Genomic DNA, 20,540 nt, shown 5'->3' on the forward strand with positions numbered 1-20,540 from the left:
AAATGAAAAAATTAGTAAAAAACAATGTTGACTGGGTAGGATATATCGATTGGGAGTTGGACAGTTTTCATGGTGATGACTACTCGATTATGAATGGATCCAGCCAAAACGCGTACTTGATTAGAGAAGAAAAAAATATTTTGGTAGATACGGTTTGGGCTCCTCATAGGTTTGAATTTATAGAAAACCTGAAAAGTGAAATCGACTTAGAAGAAATAGACTATATAATTATCAACCATGGGGAAATAGATCACTCCGGTGCGATAGTGGACTTGATGAAATTAATTCCTGAGACTCCAATTTACTGTACAGCTAATGCCATTAAGAGTTTGGAAGGACAATATGGTAAACAGGATTGGAATTTTAATGTAGTTAAAACCGGAGACAGTTTAGACATAGGCAATGGCAAGAGCTTAATTTTTGTTGAGATGAAAATGCTTCACTGGCCTGACAGTATGGCAGTGTACATGACCGGGGATAATATACTATTTTCAAATGATGCTTTTGGTCAACATTATGCTGTAGAAGAATTATTTAACGACAAAGCAGACCCTTGTTTACTTGATAGAGAAGCGATGAAATACTATGCCAATATATTGAATCCGTTTTCTCCACTTGTAAGTAAGAAAATAGAAGAAGTAGTCGGACTTGGGGTCCCAATAGATATAATTGCACCGAGTCATGGAGCTATCTGGCGAGATAATCCACTTCAAATAGTTGAAAAATATGCCAAGTGGGCTGATGCTTATAGTGAAGATCAAGTGACTATTGTTTTTGATACCATGTGGGAAGGCACTACCAAGATTGCCTATGAGATAGCCAGAGAAGTATCGAAGCAAAGTCCTGACACAATTGTTAAAGTATTCAATATAGCTAAAACCGATAAGAATGAAATAATGACTGAAGTCTTTAAATCAAAAGCAATAGCTGTTGGATCTCCAACGGTTGGAAATAATATACTATCAACCGTAGCAGGATGGCTACACTTTCTAAAATCACTAAAGTTTAAAAATAAAAGAGCAGCAGCCTTTGGCTGTTATGGATGGAGTGGTGAAGGAGTGCAGGTACTGGTAGAAAAGCTTGAAGATGCGGGATTTAAAGTATCTGATGTCAATATTAAATCAATGTGGAATCCTGATGAATCAGATTTTGAAAAAGTACCTGAATTAGTCAGTAGCCTACTATCACAGGAGGACTAGATGAACAGATCAGAATTTTTAAAAAGTATAATAAAAAGACTCCACGACGGAGAAAGTGTAGATAGTGTAAAAAACGAATTCAAAGAAGTTTTTAAAGATGTTCCGGCTTCAGAAATTGCTGAAGCAGAAAGACTTCTGATAGCTGGTGGAATGCCGGTGGAAGAGATACAAAGATTATGCGATGTACATGCAAGTCTTTTTGAAGGTGAAGTCATAAATGATTCTGAAGGATTTGAAATGGGACATCCATTGGAAGTTTTTAAAGCTGAAAATCGTGGAATTGAAAAATTCATAGACAGTGAACTTATGCCTGAACTCAAAGAGATAAAAAGTGGAAGTGAAGATAGAGAAAAAATAAAATATTTGCTTGCTAAACTATCAAAAAACGATCTTCACTACAGCAGAAAAGAAAATCTGTTATTTCCGTATTTAGAAAGAGAAGGAATAACGGCACCTCCGAAAGTTATGTGGGGTGTAGATGATGAAATCCGTGCTAAAATAAAATTCCTTATGGAAAAAATAGATGAAATTAGTAGAGAAGATTTGACTGAAAAATGCGATGAACTAATCAGTCAAGTCAAGGGGATGATTATGAAAGAAAATGAAATACTTACACCTCTTTTAATTCATAATCTAACAGAAGCAGACTGGAAAGTAGTTGCCGGTGAGAGTCCTCAGATCGGCTATGTATTTACAGGAGATATCGAAGGAGCAACTCCATCGGATGCCAATGCATGGCTAAAAGGGGGCAGTGCTGAGAACGAGGGAGTTCAATTAGGAGGCATCAGGCTTCCCAGTGGATATTTTGAAACCGAAGAATTAACAGCGGTTTTAAACTCTCTTCCATGCGATATAACATTTGTCGGTGCAGATGACAAAGTCCATTTCTTTAGTGAGCAGGAGAATCGAGTTTTTCCTAGAACGAGAACGATAATAGGTAGACGTGTAGCGGACTGTCATCCACCTAAGAGTTTGGATGCTGTAGAGAAATTGATAGAAGCTTTTAAATCCGGAAAAAAAGACAGTGAAAGCTTTTGGATTCAAAGAGGCGGAGCTTTTATACTCATTAGATACTATGCTATTAGAAATCCTAAGGGTGAGTACTTGGGAGTGCTTGAAACCACAGAAGAAATCTCAGAACTCAGAAGTCTTGAGGGAAATAAAACTCTTATGGACTAGATTTAATATTCTAAATCTAGAGAAAAAGTAATAAAGAGAGAGCCAAGTGTCATTAATTGGTTCTCTCTTTTTTATTATTCGCTTTCATTTAAAATTGAATAATGTGAGTATCGTCTCTGAACCAGTTTAAAACTGATAAAGTAGAACAATAGTCCAATAGTGCAATAGCATAGTATAATTAGGTAATCATCTGTTAGTCTATTACTTATATAATCAACTAAATCTGAAATAAACTTGGGCTTAATAATATTTATAATCCAGGGTATACTCAGTAATAAGTAAGAGAAATTCCAGTATTTCTTACCAAAACCTATTAAAAGAAAAGACTCTAAACTCATGATAAAAAGAAATGTGCCTATTAACAGCATGAATATGCTTAAGTTATATCTTACACCTGAGATGATTTGAACTGTAATAATCCCCAGTATAAAAATGGACATAAAACCTACTAAAAATATTAAATTTGTAAGATATTTACCCCTTATAAGAATTCTACTGCTTATTGGCAGCGACTTTATAAACTTTATGCTGGTAGTATCTATTAATTCATACAGGTTTGACTTAATTGTAAAAAGATACAAAAAAAGCAATTGAGAAAAGCATAAAATTGTAAGTAAATTATAAGTTTTTAAAGGAGAATCACCTTTGTATATAGCAGGTAGTTTAAACGCCATTATCAACATAACTGTAAAAATATTGAGTGTATATATGAATAAAAGAAATTTTGATCTTTTATAGTCTTTATATATAAGTTTAATCATCATTTTACCTCCTGTTTGAACATTAAGGTGAGAAAATACAGTGCTGCAAGCATAAAAACTACTATTGCTCCAAATTGTAATGATTGGTTGATGGAATAATTTCCATGTAGTGAAGTAGAAATGCTTAGTCCGAAAAGAAGTCCCATACTACCACTATATACTCCGACATAGATTTTGTGGGCTAGAAACTTCTTGGCTATATTTCTAATTAATAAGACCAACAATGTCAAGGCGATCCCTGTCAATACTGCTCCCATATTAATAACAATTTGGAGAAGTAGAGAACGGGCTATATACGATAAAGCCAGACTTATAGACAAGCCAAGGAGTATCGAAAGCATATCGATGATAAATATGCTCATACTATAATTAAACTTGCTTATCGGCAGAGACATGCTAAAAAGTGTATCTTTTTCCTCCATGATTTTAGAGTTCAAATATTGACTTAATTGGCATGAGCATGCAAAGATAGTTACAGCAATATTTTTGGTCAACAAAATCATAATTATTGGAGTGAATAATAAAAAAATTAGAGTAGATCTAATTGTTCTGGTTATTATTTTGTAATTTATATAGAAAAGATTATTCACATAAATCACCCTTTTTAGAAAAGTACATAATATCATCCATGCTCGGTCGTTCGATAACGGAATTGTATTTTAATATGGAAACCAAATCATCATTATCAGTGAGCCCTTCAAAGCCTAAGCTTGTAGTTCGATGTCCTATAAAACCGGAAAGGAGCTGATCGTCAATGATCTTAGGATCACATTTTATAATATGATAACTATCTATAAAATCATCCCTGCTACCTGAAAATTGAACTTTTCCATCCTTTAGCATCGTTATATAATCCGCTATTTTTTCCAAGTCCGTAGTTATATGAGTAGAGAATAGAATAGACTTTTCACCATCTTCCAGCTCTTCTCTTAGTATATCGAGCATCTCAACTCTTGAAGCAGGATCAATGCCGGATGTGGGTTCGTCTAATATGAGTAGCTTTGCACCATGAGAAAGTGCAGTAGCAAGCATGTACTTGCTAGACATTCCTCTGGATAGCTCCATAATCTTTTTTGATTCATCAAGACCAAAAGATTTAATAAGTCTAGAGTATTTATCTTGATTCCAATCAGGATAAAACCTCCTAATAATTGAAGTCATATCTTTTAGTTTTAGGTTTTTATAAAAGGGAGTTTCGTCATACACGAAACCTATTCTTTTTCGGACTTCTACTCCATCATCTATATTGTCAAAGCCGTCGACGTATATTTTACCGTTTTTTCTTTTAATTAAATCCATTATAAGTTTAATCAATGTGGTCTTGCCCGCGCCGTTTTCACCGATCAAGCCCATTACATAACCCTTAGGTAGATGTAAACTTATATCTTTCAACTGAAACTTTTTGTAGCCGCCACTTAAATTATTAATATTTAACATCTATTCGTCCTCCATTAACAATTGTAAAATCTCAAGAACCATTTTATCGGATAATCCATATTGCCTCGAAACACTCAATGCTTCAGACAGTTTTTCTTCAACGAGCTTCATAGTCCTGTCTTTTAGTAAGTCAGGGTTCTGAGGTGCAACAAAGCTTCCTTTGCCCGGCATGGAATAAATAAAACCTTCGGCCTCGAGTTCATCATAAGCTCTTTTAATAGTTATTACTGAAACTCTTAAATCTTTAGCCAATGACCGGATAGATGGTAGAAGCTCACCATCTGAGAGGTCTGCGCTTAGAATTTGAGCTTTAATCTGGTGTTTTATCTGTTCATAGAGCGGTTCTCCAGCGGTGTTGGACAATATTATTTTCAAAAAACCACCTCCGTATATACTGTGTATATTAACTATATACAGTATATACGGTATGTTTTTATTTGTCAAGTAAATTAATTGTATATATAAGTTCTTTGTTCTATAATATAAGGAGGAGTTTTTACAAGAAGGGGCATTTACAATACTCGTATTTAAATGGTCTATATAAATTTTATTTCTAATAATGAGGTGATGAATTGAAAAATAAATTTACGAAAATTTTTGCACTAATACTTGCAGCCTTAGTTTTAACTTCTTGTGCTGGCTCGCAGGTGAAAGTTAATAGCGATAACTCTGTGACCCTAACAGGTGAAGAGTATAAATACTATATGGAAAATAAGGATAAAATTGATAAGATCAATTATCTGACTGAAAAAATCAAAAAGGATTTCTTATTTGATATTGATGAAGAAAAGTTAGAAGCAGGCATATATAAAGGTTTATTTGCAGCTCTTAACGACCCGTATTCCTCTTACTACACGAAAAGTGAGTTTAATAAACTATTAGAGGATTCAAGTGGTGAATTTGGAGGAATAGGAGTTGTGGTGTCTGCCATGTATGGGGAATATATAACAGTTGTATCTCCTATAGAAGGCACACCGGGTGAAAGAGCAGGACTTCTTACCGGAGATAAGATAATTATGGTAGACGGAGAAACGTATTTTGCAGTGGATATGGATAAAGCTATCGATCACATGAGAGGGGAACCCGGAACCGATGTTACATTAACCATAAGACGAGAAGACAAGGACGGAAATTATGAGGATTTTGAAGTATCTATTACTAGAGAGATAATTAAAATAGATTCTGTTAAAAGTCAGATGCTTGAAGGAGATTTGGGATATATAAGTATTGCATCTTTTGATGAGAATACAGCAGGGGATTTTAAAGATGCAATAGATTCTATTAAAGAGAACGGAGCGAAGGGGCTGGTACTCGATTTGAGAAATAATCCGGGTGGACTGCTTGATTCAGTAGTTACAATATCAGACATATTACTACCAAAGGGGACTATTGTTTCTACTGTAGATAGAAATGGAAAGAGGTCACAGGAGATGTCTGATGCTAAAATGGAAGATATACCATTGGTTGTATTGGTTAATCAAGGATCGGCATCTGCATCAGAGATACTGTCCGGAGCGATTAAAGACTTTAATCGTGGTGAAATTATAGGGACACAAACTTTTGGAAAGGGTATTGTCCAAAGGATATTCCCTCTAAATGATGGGGGATACAAGCTGACTATCTCCGAATACTATACTCCTAATGACACGAAAATCAATGGAGTAGGAGTAACACCAGATACCATTGTTGAAATGCCTGAAGCATCTACACCTATGGGACCTGAAAATTTTTCTGAAGATGTACAATTACAAAAAGCAATAGAAGTATTGCAAAATAAGATTTAATATAAAACCTTAAGGCATTAGAAAATATGCTTTAAGGTTTTTTTGTGCACAAATTAGACCATATTTAAAGTTTATTTAAAATTCAGTTTCACTTATAAAGAAGTTTAATAAGTTCGCATGTTTCATTAACTTATTCTATTTTACATTATATGAGTTTTAATATAAAATTAACCTAGTGTGCTAAACACATTAATAAAAAAACAGGAGGAATTAAATGAAAATGAGAACTAGAAAAAACACTATTTTACTTATTGCTATGATGTTATTAGTGTCACTGCTTTTAGTTGCATGTGGTCAAGAAAAGAAATCTGAAGCACCTGAAGCTCCTGCAAATCCAATGCAGTATATTAAAGTTGGCGACTTAAAGACTGATATGGAAGGAGACGGCAAGTACCTTATACTTGACGTAAGAAAAGACGAAGATTTCCAAAAAAGTCACTTAAAAGGATCCTTTGGTTCAGATATGGATAAAGCCAACAAAGAAGGCGACAAAGAAGACGGTATAGCAAAAATGAAAGCTACATTAAAAGAAGCTACAGGTAGCGAAACAGGAAAAGATGACACAAAAGTTGTACTTGTTTGTTATAGCGGTAAGACATACGCTCAAGCTGCTACTGACGCATTGGCAGCCATAGGATTTAATAAGGACAATGTCTACACTCTTGAAGGCGGTATGAAAGAGTGGGAAGCCGGTGGAGAAGAATATAAAGCTTTAATGGAATAATTTAGTACTAAAATTGAGAGCTATTCTAAAATGGATAGCTCCTTTTTTATTGCGTTATACTAATTGAATTATAAATACTACAAGATATATTATTATAATAGGTTAAAAAAAGACCTTTTATAGATTTATTTTCTTATTAAATCTATTTCAATGCATCTAATCACTGTAAATATCTATCGTCTTTATACAATGTATCGCTTATGGTATAATATTTATGTATGAATGAACTAGTATTTCTGAAACTGTCATATGGTTTATATGGAGGAAATAATGGAAAAATTTAAAATAGAATCGGGTTTTGCACCTAAAGGAGACCAGCCTCAAGCTATTGAGGCTATTTCAAATGGAATAAGGGAAGGAAAAAGAGCTCAAATTCTTAGAGGTGTTACCGGATCCGGTAAGACTTTTACTATGGCGAATATAATTCAAGAAGTACAAAAACCTACCTTGGTTATCGCTCATAATAAGACATTGGCCTACCAATTGGCTAGCGAGTTCAAGGAGTTTTTTCCAAATTCTGCTGTAGAATACTTCGTTAGTTACTATGATTACTATCAACCTGAAGCATATGTGCCAATGACAGATACCTATATAGAAAAGGATTCGTCAATAAATGAAGAAATAGACAAGCTTAGACACTCTGCAACAGCAGCGCTTTTTGAGAGAAGAGATGTAATTATTGTAGCATCGGTATCTTGCATATATGGACTTGGAGACCCCATAGATTACGAGAACTTAATGGTATCTCTAAGACCTGGAATGGTAAAAGATAGAGATGATGTCATTCGAGAATTGGTGGATATCCAATTCGTGAGAAATGATATAAACTTTACCAGGGGTACATTTAGAGTTCGCGGTGACAGTCTGGACATATTTCCGGCATCGACTGACGAGAATACCGTAAGAGTTGAGTTTTTTGGCGATGAGATAGATAGAATAACTGAAATAAATTATTTAACCGGAGAAGTACTGGGGTACCGTAACCATATATCCATTTTTCCGGCGTCTCATTATGCAACGACTCCGGATAAGATAAAAAGAGCGATAGCATCGATTGAAGAGGAACTTGAAGAGAGAATTGCATTTTTTAAAGAAAGAGACAAATTACTTGAAGCTCAAAGACTGGAACAAAGGACGAGATATGATATAGAGATGTTAACTGAAATGGGGTTTTGTACAGGGATAGAGAACTATTCCAGACATCTGAGCGGCAGAGCACCGGGCAGCAAACCCTATACTCTTATAGACTATTTTCCGGATGACTTTTTGATGATTATAGATGAGTCGCATGTATCCATACCTCAAATCAGAGCTATGTACAATGGCGATAGAGCCAGGAAAGAGAATTTGGTAGAATACGGTTTTAGACTTCCTTCTGCTCTTGATAATAGACCGATGAAATTTGAAGAGTTTGAAAAAATGATAAATCAAGTGCTTTTCGTGTCTGCAACTCCAGGACCTTATGAGTATGAAAATACTGATATTATAGTTGAGCAGCTGATTAGACCTACGGGACTATTGGATCCGATTATAGACGTCAGACCTACTGAAAACCAAATAGACGACTTGATAGCTGAGATACACAAAACCACTGCTGCAGGTGAGAGAACCTTAATAACTACTCTAACTAAAAAGATGGCTGAAGATTTGACTAAGTATCTTGAGGAACTGGGCATCAAAGTAACCTATATGCACTCGGATATTCAGACTATTGAAAGAATGGAAATCATAAGAGATTTAAGACTTGGAAAATACGATGTACTGGTAGGGATAAACCTGCTTAGAGAAGGACTGGATCTACCTGAAGTATCTTTTATTGCAATACTAGATGCCGATAAAGAAGGCTTTTTAAGATCGGAAACTTCTTTAATACAGACGGTCGGTCGAGCTGCAAGAAATGTCAAAGGACATATTGTCATGTATGCAGACAGGATTACCAGATCCATGCAGCTGGCGATAGATGAAACTGCAAGAAGACGTGAGATCCAAGACCAATTCAATAAAGAACACGGAATTACTCCTAAGTCTATTGTCAAAGGGGTAAGAGAGATTATAGAAGCTACGGTAGCAGCTGAAGATGAAACAGAATACGACTCAGAGTTTAGATTGGAAGATATAGGTAAGATCATTATAAATCTGGAAGAGGAAATGTATAGGGCAGCAGAAACTCTTGAGTTTGAAAGAGCTGCAAACTTAAGGGACGAGATTAAGAAATTAAAGAGTCTGTTTAAGATAGATTGATATTGTAATGTAAAAGGAATGAGGTATAAATTAATTGAGTATAAATAAAATTGTAATCAAGGGAGCTAAGGAGAATAATCTAAAGTCTGTAGATTTGGAACTTCCGAGAGATCAGTTGATAGTCCTTACAGGACTATCGGGATCGGGAAAATCTTCGCTTGCTTTTGATACCATATATGCCGAAGGGCAGAGGAGGTATGTCGAGTCGCTGTCCTCATATGCCAGACAGTTCTTGGGACAGATGGATAAACCCGATGTAGAATACATCGAGGGTCTTTCCCCTTCGATTTCCATAGATCAAAAGACTACGAGCAAGAATCCGAGGTCAACAGTTGGTACGGTAACAGAAATCTACGACTACTTGAGATTATTATTTGCTAAAGTAGGAATACCATATTGTCCGGTATGTGGAGAGGAGATAAAATCACAGTCAGTGGATCAAATGGTAGATGTCATAACCGAATTGCCTGAGAGAACCAGACTTAAGATACTCGCGCCCATTATAAGAGGAAAAAAAGGTGAGCATGTTAAGTTAATTGAAAATATAAAAAAAGAGGGCTACAATAGGGTAATTGTTGACGGAGAAGAGTACGATTTGATGGATGAAATCAAATTGGAAAAGAATAAAAGCCATGATATAGATATAGTAGTGGATAGGATAGTTGTGAAGGACGGTATAGATTCAAGGATTAGTGATTCCTTGGAGACTGCGCTGAAACTGACAGATGGAATTGTAAAGGTGGAGGTAATCGGTGGTGAACTGATTACTTTCAGTCAGAGGTTAGCTTGCCCAAATGGACATGTTCAAATAGAAGAGGTTGAACCTAGGTCTTTTTCATTTAACAGTCCTTATGGTATGTGTCCCGATTGTAATGGTCTTGGTTTTCACCTAGAGATCGATCCTGAGTTGATAATTCCGGATACGGATTTGTCTATAAACCAAGGTGCGATAGATCCTTTCAGCACCTCTAAAGACGGTACCTATTACTATGAAGTCTTTAAAGCTATAGCAAAAAATCATAAATTTTCTATGGATGCTCCAATTAGTGAAGCACCTAAAAAAATGATAGATGAGATACTTTACGGAACAGGAAAAAAAGAAATTGAATTCAGTTTTGAGTCTCATTATACGGGTAACAGACATTTTGTAGGTGTTTGGGAAGGGGTAATTCCAAACCTCGATAGAAGGTATAAACAAACCGGTTCAGACTATATGAAAGATAAGATTGATGAATACATGGTAGAGAAAACCTGTTCAAGTTGCCATGGTAGACGTTTGAGGCTTGAGATATTATCTATTAAAGTAGGGGATTTAAATATTGCAGAAGTTACAGAATTGCCGGTAACTAAGTCCCTGGATTGGTTTAAAAATTTAAAATTGGATGATACAAGGATGGCAATTGGGAATTTAGTATTAAAGGAGATTGTAGAAAGGCTGAAATTCTTAAACGAAGTAGGTCTTGGTTATTTAACACTAGGCAGATCAGCAGGTTCACTGTCGGGCGGAGAGTCTCAGAGGATAAGACTGGCAACTCAAATCGGATCCAGTCTTGTAGGTGTCATATATGTTTTAGACGAACCCAGTATTGGACTTCACCAAAGGGATAATGCCATGCTTTTAAAATCACTTAGAGGTCTAACTGATATAGGAAACACTCTGATTGTAGTTGAGCATGACGAGGAGACAATGAGGATGGCAGATATGATTGTAGATATTGGACCGGGTGCAGGAGTAAACGGTGGCGAGGTTGTTTTTCAAGGAACTTATGATGAGATATTGAAAGACAAGAACTCTATAACAGGAGCTTATCTATCCGGCAGAAAACATATACCCATACCCAAATCTCATAGAAAAAAGACCGGTGAAATAAAGATAAAAGGTGCAAGAGAAAACAATTTAAAAAATGTAGATGTGGAAATTCCTCTAGGAGTTTTTACATGCATTACAGGTGTTTCAGGATCGGGTAAAAGCAGTTTAATAAACTCGATACTTCAAAAAGGCCTTGCCAGAAAGCTCTACAAGTCTAAAGTCAGACCGGGAGAACATAAGGAGATAATAGGGATAGAACAACTGGATAAAGTTGTTGAGATAGACCAATCTCCTATAGGTAGGACGCCTAGGTCAAATCCTGCAACTTATACTAAGGTATTTGACGGCATTAGGGATTTGTTTGCGATGACGCCCGATGCAAAGATGAGAGGATATCAAAAGGGAAGATTCAGTTTTAATGTTAAAGGCGGCAGATGTGAAACCTGTAGAGGTGATGGAACAATTAAGGTTGAGATGCACTTTCTTCCTGATGTATATGTACCCTGTGAAGTTTGTAAGGGTAAGAGATATAATAGAGAAACTTTGCAGGTCAAGTACAAGGGTAAAAATATCTCAGAAGTACTCGATATGACGATTGATGAAGCTACTAAGTTTTTTGAGAATATTCCATCTGTTCATAAGAAACTGAGCACTCTACTCGATGTTGGATTGGGGTATATAAAACTTGGACAATCATCGACGGAGTTGTCCGGAGGTGGAAGCTCAGAGGGTTAAACTTGCCTCGGAATTGAGTAAAAGACCGACGGGAAAGACGATTTACATCTTAGACGAACCGACCACCGGGCTTCACACTGCTGATATCCACAAGCTTATACATGTTTTGGACAGATTGGCAGACGGTGGGAATACAGTAGTCGTTATCGAACACAATCTAGATGTAATTAAAACTGCCGACCATATTATAGACTTAGGACCGGAGGGCGGCGATATGGGCGGACGCATTGTCTGCACCGGGACACCGGAAGAGGTTGCCAAGAATAAAAAATCATATACCGGCCAATTCCTAAAAAAAGAATTTGAGAGAGAAGAATTATATAAAAAAGCAAAGTAGATAGTTTATATTATTTAGCTAAATCTCTAGGATGCTTTTAGTATATATGATAAAATATTATTGAAAATAAACCGACCATTTGTGGTCGGCTTACATAAATAGGAGTGAGGATATGATACTGTTATCTAGAAATGATGCATTCAGATGGCATGAATATTTAGAGTGTTATCTAAAAGGGTATTTTTACGAAACCGATTTAAATCATAGACTTATAATTGAGGATCTGTTAAACATTACAGATATAGATGGCTATAAAAATTATTTGAGATCTCTTAACGGTGAGTTTTCGATGCTGAGAGAATCAGAAGATTTTATAGTTGCAGCTGTAGACTTTAATAGAAGTTTTCCACTATATTATTCGAGTATAAATAATACACTTGTAATTTCAGATTCTATAAAAGGCATATTGAATTTTATAAAAGAACCTAAGGTAGATGATATTGCGGTCAGGGAGCTTAGAATATCAGGTACTACTTTTGGAGATCGAACTCTATTCGAGGATATAAAAACCTTAGGCTGTGGAGAAATGCTTTTCTATGACAAGAACAGTGAAGAGCTAATTATTGAAGAGTATATGGACTTTGATAAAGAACCATTTTCCACTGCGACACTGTCTGAACTAGTTGAAGAGATGAATGAGGTATATACAAATGCTGTTGCTAACAGCTTACTTCCACTGAAGGATAGAACAATCGTTGTTCCACTGACTTCAGGTTGGTGGCAGAGAGTACTAATCGGTAAGATTAAGGAACTGGGTTTTAAAAATGTAGTTTGCTATACTTACGGTGGCAGAAATAATTCTGATGTTCCTGAGGCACGAAAAATCGCAGAGTATTACGGTTATCCATGGTATTTTATCGAATACGATGCTTTTGAATGGTATAAATGGTTCACAGGAAAAGACTATAAGAAATATAAAGACTATGCATCGCAATATGTAACTGTTCCAAATCTTGGAGAATATCTAGCCGTTAAAACCATGACCGAAAGAAAAATAGTACCGGAGAATGCAGTATTCATTAATGTATGTTTCACCGGAGTTCTTAGAGGAGATCTTCTTCCAAAGATATTCCTGGATGAGTCCAAACTGGGTGAAGATAATCTGAATTACGAGATTATGAGAGAGATTGCTTCCAATATAAAATGGAATCGAAAAGACTATCAGTTGATGAACGAATACATTGATGATATATTTATGAGGCATAGTGGAAGTGAAGAATTTAAGAAAAAATCCATAGTTTGGAAGTTTAAATATGCATACTGGAAAGAAAGAGTAGGTAAGCATCTGTCAAATTCCAGGAGAATATATGAGATGTATGGGTATGTTTGGAGAAATATCCAACTTGAAAAGAATATAATAAAATTCTGGTCAAAGGTCCCAAACGACATGAGGTATTTAACTGCACTACAGCACGAATATGATATGATTTACAATTCAGAACTTATCGAAGCTGTGGGCATAAAGCCGGAGTCCATGAGAAGATCTCTGGTACCTAACTTAAAGGATAAATTTAGAGCAAGATTCCCTAAATACTATCGAAAAATTAATTTTTTAAATAAATCCAAAGCTCTCACCAATGCATATGACGAGCATCCATTACTTTGGTATAATATAATAAGCAGACGAGAGTTTGAGAGGTTTAAGGAAAGTGTTTCAAGCATTACAGGCGTTCAATCGATTAAGTATTTGAGAGACTTCTTTAAAGAGCATGATCACAGTTTATAAATCAACCTAGGACTTGGTATTTATTTTTGAAAAGGAGTAGATATGAAAAAGATTATTGTTCCATTGGCAGAAGGTTTTGAAGAAATTGAAGCTATCTCTATAATTGATATATTGAGAAGAGCGAATATTGAAGTCGTTACTCTACAATTAAATGATGATAAAGAAGTATTGGGAGCACATGGAATAAAGGTAAAGGCAGATATTAAGCTAAGAGATTTAGAATCTTTGGATTACTATGACGGAATTGCAGTTCCCGGTGGCATGGGTGGAGTTAATAATTTAATGGCAAACAACAAAATCCTGGATATGATAAAATTCTTGTCGGATGACGGGAAGCTGGTATCTGCAATATGTGCAGGTCCTATGGTACTTGAAAGAGCCGGGGTTCTTAAAGGAATAAATGCAACTTGCTATCCGGGACTTGAAGATGAATTAAAATCAGCTGCAATAGTTGATGAAATCGTCGTAGTAGACGATAATATAATAACTTCAAAGGGTCCTGCAACAGCAGGGGTTTTTGCTCTTGAAATCGTTGAAAAACTACTGGGTGAAGAGGAAAAAAATAAGGTTTCAGAAGGATTATTATTTCCGCTTTTTAAAATCTAGTACATTAATTGGAGGCATATGAAATTAGTAAACAATAAAGCATTTAAATGGGAAAAACACGGTAAAGTCTATATTAAGGGTTTTTATCAAAATCCAATGTGCGATTGGACAGGTGATGAGTCTGATTTAATCAAAGACCTGTTTAATGAAAGTGTATCTACGGATACCATCTTAGAAAGATTGAATAATAGTGAATCACTGGAAGAAATACTGAATACTGTAAATCTTTTAAATGGACAGTTTGCAGTCATAATTGAAGATGAGAATTATATTTTTGCCGCTGTCGACAATATCAGAAGCATACCTATATTCTATACGGATAGAGGAGATTCTGTAGAAGTATCTGATATGGCTTATGAACTATTGGATGATAAAACTGTAAAATACAATAATGAAGCATTGACTCAATTTGAATTATCGGGATGTACATGGGCAAATAATACACTCGTAGATGGCTTATATTCGCTATCAGCCGGAGAGTATCTATATTTTGACTTGAAATCGAAAAATCTTAAAATAGATGAATACATGAGATTTGAGTATAGAAATGATTTAGACCAATCTGAACAGGCTTCAATTGACAGAGTTGTAAACGCATATAAAATCGCTGCGAAGAGATTGGTAGACCTAGCTGACGGCAATACGATAATGATTCCATTATCGGGAGGGGAAGATTCCAGGATTGTAGCTCATACTTTAAAGAGTATCGGCTATGAAAATGTAATCTGCTACTCTTATGGAATAAAAGACAATGCAGAGTCAGGAGTATCCAAGTCAATAGCTGAACACCTGGGATATAAATGGATTTTCGCTCCTTTTGATGAAGTCGACTGGAGAAAATGGTATTTGTCCGATGAATATAAAGAGTTTTCTGCGTATTCTTCTAATTTGGTTTCAACGCCTCATTTCCAAGATTATCATGCAGTTAAGTATTTTAAAGAGCATAATATGATTCCGGAAAATGCAATATTCTGTCCCGGTCATTCAGGCGACTTTATACATGGTGATCATATCCCATCGGTATTTATTAAGGCAAATCAACTTGATATAAAATACCTGGCTGAAGAATTGTTTAGAGAAGTTGCCATTAACAAGAATTTTTATGGAAGTCGCAGTGAGTATACGAAGATATTAAAGTCCATAATTAAAGAGATAAATCCAAAAGAAGATGCCGGTAGAGATGAGATGATATCATATTATGAGTACTTTGACTGGAAAGAAAAACAGAGCAAAATGATTGCTAATGCAGTTCGAGTATATGAGTTTTTTGGCTACAGATGGCATATGATGTTATGGAACAGAACTGTATTCGAGGCATGGGAAACTGTAGTGCCTGAGCTTAGATATCATAGAAGACTACACTATAAAATTGTAACCGTGGAGCAAAAAGCTTTAAGACAAGCAATTGGAACGACGCGCACCGGTAATCCGGATGGTGGGATAAAAAACACTATCAAGGATATAATTAGAAGACTAATGCCAACGCGCTATAGAAAAATTTTCTTTAATTATAAAAATAGTAATATGATAAATGAATACAGTACACATCATTTAGACTGGTATAAAATAAAAACAAAAGAAGAATTTGATTCAATAAGTGCGGACTATTCGTCAATAAATGGTATAGTATCTGCAGATATGATTGATAGATTTAATAAGGAATATGATTGGAAAAAATAACGGAGGTGTTTGATATGTCAGATATTCGAGTTAGATTTGCACCGAGCCCAACGGGATATCTTCACATAGGCGGGTTAAGAACTGCGCTTTATAATTATTTATTTGCAAGACAAAATGGTGGTAAGTTCATTCTTAGAATTGAAGATACTGATAGAACCAGATTTGTAGAAGGCGCTCTTGAAAACTTGATTAATTCATTAAAGTGGGCAGGAGTTGAATACGATGAAGGTGTGTTTCTTGACGAATCGGGAAAAGTAGTAGAAAAAGGTGATTGTGGACCTTATATTCAGTCTGTAAGACAGAGTCAGGGAATATATGATGAATACATTGAAAAGCTATTAGAATCAGGACATGCTTACTATTGTTTCTGCACTAAAGAAAGATTAGATAATTTGAGGGAACAGCAAAAGTCCGATGGAATTATACCGAGATATGATGGACTATGTAGATCTGTCAGCCTTGAAGAGGCAAAACAAAGAATAGCAAATGGCGAAGAATATGTCATTAGACTTAAACTTCCTGTAAACACCGATATTGTTGTAGAAGACTTGGTTAAGGGAAAGATTGTTATAAACACCAATGATATGGACGATCAAGTACTTATAAAGTCTGACGGTTTTCCAACATACCATTTTGCTGTTGTAGTAGACGATCATTTGATGGGGATTACCCATATAGTTAGAGGTGATGAGTGGTTACCATCTACGCCTAAGCATGTTTACCTATATGAAGCATTTGGTTGGGATACCCCGGTATTTGTTCATCTTCCAACCGTTCTAAACAAGTTTAGAAAGAAATTATCCAAGAGGAATGACGATGTTTCTGTAGATGACTTCATCAATCAGGGATACACGGCTCAAGGGTTAGTAAATTATTTAGCGCTTGTAGGTTGGTCTCCTGAAGGCAATGATGAGATTCTAAGCATGGATGAATTGATTAAGCAGTTTAGCTTCAATAGAGTTTCGAAAACCGGCGGAATCTTTGACAGAGATAAGCTTAACTGGGTAAATGCTCACTATATAAGGGAAATGTCAGATGAAGATTTAGCTTCCAAAATCAAACCGTATCTACAGGAAGCGAAAATGATAGACGATGCTTATCCGCAGGAAAAATTAAATCTATTGGCAGCGACTTTTAAAGAGAGCTTGGATAGACTTATGGATATAACAGAACAAGCAGCTTTCCTATTTGAAGATAAGGTAGAGATAACTGAAGAAGATGCTATTGAGTATTCTTCAAAAGACCATGTTTCAGACCTGGCTTCAGCTTTCATTGAGGAACTTTCAGGTATAGAAGAGGTGGATTTGGAATTTGCCAAGACGGTTATGAAGAAGATTCAAAAACAAACCGGAATCAAAGGAAAAGATCTATTTATGCCGGTCAGAGCATTGTTAACTGGCAAGGTTCATGGACCTGAACTGGTAAATGTAATAGAACTGCTTGGTAAAGATAAGCTCATAAAAAGATTGGAAGGATTAAAATAATATGTGAATCTTAATTGATCTTATTGGCAAGGCTATTGCTAAAATAAAAAAATGGTTAAAGGATTTCAATAAATAGAATCGTCTGAAAAGGCGATTTTATTAACACGGAGGTCATTATGAAGATATATAATACACTTACAAGAAAAAAGGAGGATTTCAATACTATAGAAGAAGGCGTTGCCAGAATCTATGTATGTGGACCTACTGTATATAACTACATTCACATTGGGAATGCCAGACCTATAGTAGTCTTTGACACTTTGAGAAGATACCTCCTGTACAAGGGATATGATGTAAGATTTGTGTCAAATTTTACAGATATTGATGATAAAATAATCAATAAAGCAAAAGATGAAAATGTTCCATTTAAAGAGATTACAGAAAAGTACATCAATGCTTACTTAGAAGATACCAAAAGTTTAAATATATTTGAAGAACATACTATTCATCCTAAAGCTACAGAGTTCATACCCGAGATGGTAAAATTCGTGGCTGATTTGGAAGAAAAAAATGCTGCATATAATGTAGACGGAAATGTATATTTTGATATTTCCAAAAGCAAAAACTACGGTATGCTCTCTAAAAAGAATATAGACGAACTTAAAGCCGGAGCTAGGATTGAAGCAGGTGTTGAAAAGCGAAATCCTCTGGATTTTGCACTATGGAAGAAACGTAAGGAAGAAAGTGAACCTGCATGGGAAAGTCCATGGGGCATGGGAAGACCCGGTTGGCATATAGAATGTTCGGTAATGGCCAAATCTATTTTGGGAGATACTATCGACATCCATGCCGGAGGAGAAGACTTACAGTTTCCGCATCATGAAAATGAAATAGCTCAGTCTGAGACATTGACTGGCAAAAAATTCTCTAATTATTGGATGCATAATGGAATGATAAATGTAGACAATAGAAAGATGAGTAAATCTCTTGATAACTTCTTCCTGGTAAGAGATATTGCCAAGAAATACGATGGAGAGATTATGAGACTTTGGCTACTTTCAGCTCATTATAGAAATCCTATAAACTTTAGCGAAGAAGTAATGGAACAAACTAAAAATGCACTCGAGAGATTGTACAATGCAAAAGAAAAATTGGAGAGATTAGTCGAAGTGGCAAATGATGGCGAAGATGCTGCCATTGTTCAAGCTATAGATAAATCTAAAATCGAATTCGAAACTGCAATGGATGACGATATAAATACCGCTGATGCAGTTGCATCCTTATTTGAAATAGTAAGGATAATTAACACTGAAATCAATGAAACGACACCTAGGGCTGCACTTCAATATGCATATGATAATTTTATTTTGCTAGCTGATGTCTTGGGATTACTATATAGAGAAAGCGAAAAATCTCTTGACAGTAGAATAGAAGCATTGATAAAAGAAAGAAATGAAGCCAGAGCAAGCAAGAACTATGCTCGAGCTGATGAGATAAGAGACATGCTTAAAGCAGAAGGTATAGAGCTAAAAGATACTCCTGCGGGTGTTATCTGGAAGAAAGTGGATTAGGTGGATTATGAAGCAATACGTATGTGGCAGAAATGCCGTTATGGAACTATTAAAAAGTGGAGTTGAAGTTGATAAACTCTATATTCAAAAGGGCGAACTTAAGGGATCAATAAAGGCGATTATCGCAAAAGCTTCAGATAAGCGGATAATAATCTCAGAAGTAGACAAAAGAAAACTTGATGAATTATCGGAAGGATTACCTCATCAAGGAGTGGTCGCTTATGTATCCGACTATAAATACTACGAAGTTGATGAAATAATAGAGTATGCAAGAAGTAAAAATGAAGCTATTAGATTGATTATTTTAGATGAGATTGAAGATCCCCATAATACGGGTTCCATAATAAGGACTGCTGAAACGGCGGGATTCCATGGTGTCATCATGCCAAAAAGAAGATCCTCCGGGATTACAACCACAGTGCACAAAGCTTCTGCAGGTGCAACAACCTATATGAAAGTTGCTAAAGTAACAAATATAGCTGAAACAATAAATAGACTTAAAGAAGAAAATATTTGGGTTTACGGTGCTGACGGTGATGCAGACACGCTATATACTCAAGCTGATCTTAAAGGCAATGTATGTCTGGTTATTGGAAATGAAGGCAAAGGAATTACAAGACTCGTTAAGGAAAGATGTGATCAATTAATCAAACTACCTATGTTTGGACGAATAGAATCCCTCAACGCATCGAATGCAGCTGCGATTTTAATCTACGAGGTAGTTCGCCAAAATGCGTAGAAAAAAAGTCTACTTAATAATAGATGGTTATAATATCATTAACAATTGGTCAGAATTAAAGAGTGAATTAGAAACTGATTTGGATTCATCCAGAGGAAAGTTAATAGATATCTTGTGCGAATATGCTAAAATGACCGATGAGAAAGTTATTGTGGTTTTTGATGCACATCAAGTTAAGGGATCGATAAGAAGGGAAGAACAATATAGAGGGATTGAGCTCATCTATACTAAGGAAAATGAAACTGCCGATCAGTATATTGAGAGAAGGCTGGACTTAATAGGCAGAAGAGAGATAGTAAGAGTTGCTACTTCAGATGCCATGATTCAAAGAATCATCCTGGGGCGTGGGGGTACCAGGATTTCAGCCTCAGAACTGAAGGCGATAATCAATGGCGTGAAATCTAATGCAAAGAGAATTAAGAAAAACCTCGTCAAAGTAAAAGATAAAAATCTGGTGAGATTAGAAGATAGCAATATAAGACTGCTTGATGATTTATTAAAAGGCATGAGAAAAAACAGCAAATAGATCAATGCGGCATATAATTGATAATCACTTATATGCCTTTTTGATATTAGCTATTATTTGT

At 35.6% G+C, this 20,540-nt stretch carries 16 protein-coding genes and 1 pseudogene; 13 read left to right on the forward strand and 4 right to left on the reverse strand.

Features of this window, described 5'->3' with window-relative positions; genetic code table 11:
• Positions 1–2: 2 nt before the first annotated feature.
• Together VZL98_03100 and VZL98_03105 are read left to right on the forward strand one after the other, a co-directional pair.
• Entirely contained in the window at positions 3–1,199 is a 1,197-nt protein-coding gene (locus VZL98_03100) for an MBL fold metallo-hydrolase (protein ID WVH63958.1), read from the forward strand.
• Entirely contained in the window at positions 1,200–2,378 is a 1,179-nt protein-coding gene (locus tag VZL98_03105; protein ID WVH63959.1) for a DUF438 domain-containing protein, read from the forward strand.
• A 74-nt stretch (positions 2,379–2,452) separates the two neighbouring features.
• On the opposite strand, the gene VZL98_03110 is transcribed toward VZL98_03105, so the two are convergent.
• The 4 genes from VZL98_03110 to VZL98_03125 form a co-directional block, all read right to left on the reverse strand.
• Positions 2,453–3,139 (reverse strand): hypothetical protein, encoded by a 687-nt coding sequence (locus VZL98_03110; protein WVH63960.1) that lies wholly within the window; start codon positions 3,137–3,139, stop codon positions 2,453–2,455.
• On the reverse strand, positions 3,139–3,360 hold the full coding sequence (locus VZL98_03115) for a hypothetical protein (protein WVH63961.1): 222 nt from the start codon (positions 3,358–3,360) through the stop codon (positions 3,139–3,141). The genes VZL98_03110 and VZL98_03115 overlap by 1 nt, the downstream gene beginning before the upstream one ends.
• A gap of 361 nt (positions 3,361–3,721) precedes the next feature.
• A complete protein-coding gene (locus tag VZL98_03120) occupies positions 3,722–4,576 on the reverse strand; it encodes an ABC transporter ATP-binding protein (protein ID WVH63962.1) in 855 nt (284 codons plus the stop codon).
• A complete protein-coding gene (locus VZL98_03125) occupies positions 4,577–4,951 on the reverse strand; it encodes a GntR family transcriptional regulator (protein WVH63963.1) in 375 nt (124 codons plus the stop codon). It lies immediately after the preceding gene.
• Positions 4,952–5,148: 197 nt separating this feature from the next.
• On the opposite strand from VZL98_03125, the gene VZL98_03130 reads away from it, so the two are divergent.
• The 11 genes and pseudogenes from VZL98_03130 to VZL98_03180 all read left to right on the forward strand — a co-directional run bounded on the left by VZL98_03130 (position 5,149) and on the right by VZL98_03180 (position 20,479).
• Positions 5,149–6,360 carry a S41 family peptidase gene (locus VZL98_03130; GenBank protein ID WVH63964.1) on the forward strand — a complete coding sequence of 404 codons (1,212 nt, stop codon included), beginning with the start codon at positions 5,149–5,151 and terminating at the stop codon, positions 6,358–6,360.
• 214 nt (positions 6,361–6,574) lie between these two features.
• Positions 6,575–7,084 carry a rhodanese-like domain-containing protein gene (locus VZL98_03135; protein WVH63965.1) on the forward strand — a complete coding sequence of 170 codons (510 nt, stop codon included), beginning with the start codon at positions 6,575–6,577 and terminating at the stop codon, positions 7,082–7,084.
• A gap of 270 nt (positions 7,085–7,354) precedes the next feature.
• Positions 7,355–9,325, forward strand: coding sequence for an excinuclease ABC subunit UvrB (uvrB, locus tag VZL98_03140; protein WVH63966.1), 1,971 nt, complete (start codon positions 7,355–7,357; stop codon positions 9,323–9,325).
• A gap of 34 nt (positions 9,326–9,359) precedes the next feature.
• A pseudogene (gene uvrA / locus VZL98_03145) lies at positions 9,360–12,207 on the forward strand (excinuclease ABC subunit UvrA).
• A gap of 112 nt (positions 12,208–12,319) precedes the next feature.
• Positions 12,320–13,933, forward strand: coding sequence for a hypothetical protein (locus VZL98_03150; GenBank protein ID WVH63967.1), 1,614 nt, complete (start codon positions 12,320–12,322; stop codon positions 13,931–13,933).
• A gap of 42 nt (positions 13,934–13,975) precedes the next feature.
• Positions 13,976–14,539, forward strand: coding sequence for a DJ-1 family glyoxalase III (locus VZL98_03155; protein ID WVH63968.1), 564 nt, complete (start codon positions 13,976–13,978; stop codon positions 14,537–14,539).
• Between the two features lie 18 nt (positions 14,540–14,557).
• On the forward strand, positions 14,558–16,219 hold the full coding sequence (locus VZL98_03160; GenBank protein ID WVH63969.1) for a hypothetical protein: 1,662 nt from the start codon (positions 14,558–14,560) through the stop codon (positions 16,217–16,219).
• A 14-nt stretch (positions 16,220–16,233) separates the two neighbouring features.
• Positions 16,234–17,703 carry a glutamate--tRNA ligase gene (gene gltX, locus VZL98_03165; protein ID WVH63970.1) on the forward strand — a complete coding sequence of 490 codons (1,470 nt, stop codon included), beginning with the start codon at positions 16,234–16,236 and terminating at the stop codon, positions 17,701–17,703.
• A gap of 116 nt (positions 17,704–17,819) precedes the next feature.
• Complete coding sequence (gene cysS / locus VZL98_03170; protein ID WVH63971.1) at positions 17,820–19,214, forward strand: cysteine--tRNA ligase; 1,395 nt, start codon at positions 17,820–17,822, stop codon at positions 19,212–19,214.
• Positions 19,215–19,221: 7 nt separating this feature from the next.
• Positions 19,222–19,953 carry a 23S rRNA (guanosine(2251)-2'-O)-methyltransferase RlmB gene (gene rlmB, locus VZL98_03175; protein WVH63972.1) on the forward strand — a complete coding sequence of 244 codons (732 nt, stop codon included), beginning with the start codon at positions 19,222–19,224 and terminating at the stop codon, positions 19,951–19,953.
• The gene (locus tag VZL98_03180) at positions 19,946–20,479 is read left to right on the forward strand and encodes an NYN domain-containing protein (protein WVH63973.1); all 534 of its coding nucleotides are present in this window, start codon (positions 19,946–19,948) and stop codon (positions 20,477–20,479) included. The genes rlmB and VZL98_03180 overlap by 8 nt, the downstream gene beginning before the upstream one ends.
• Positions 20,480–20,540 lie beyond the last annotated feature (61 nt).

It is taken from the genome of Peptoniphilaceae bacterium AMB_02, from assembly GCA_036321625.1.
GTDB lineage: Bacteria > Bacillota > Clostridia > Tissierellales > Peptoniphilaceae > Microaceticoccus > Microaceticoccus formicicus.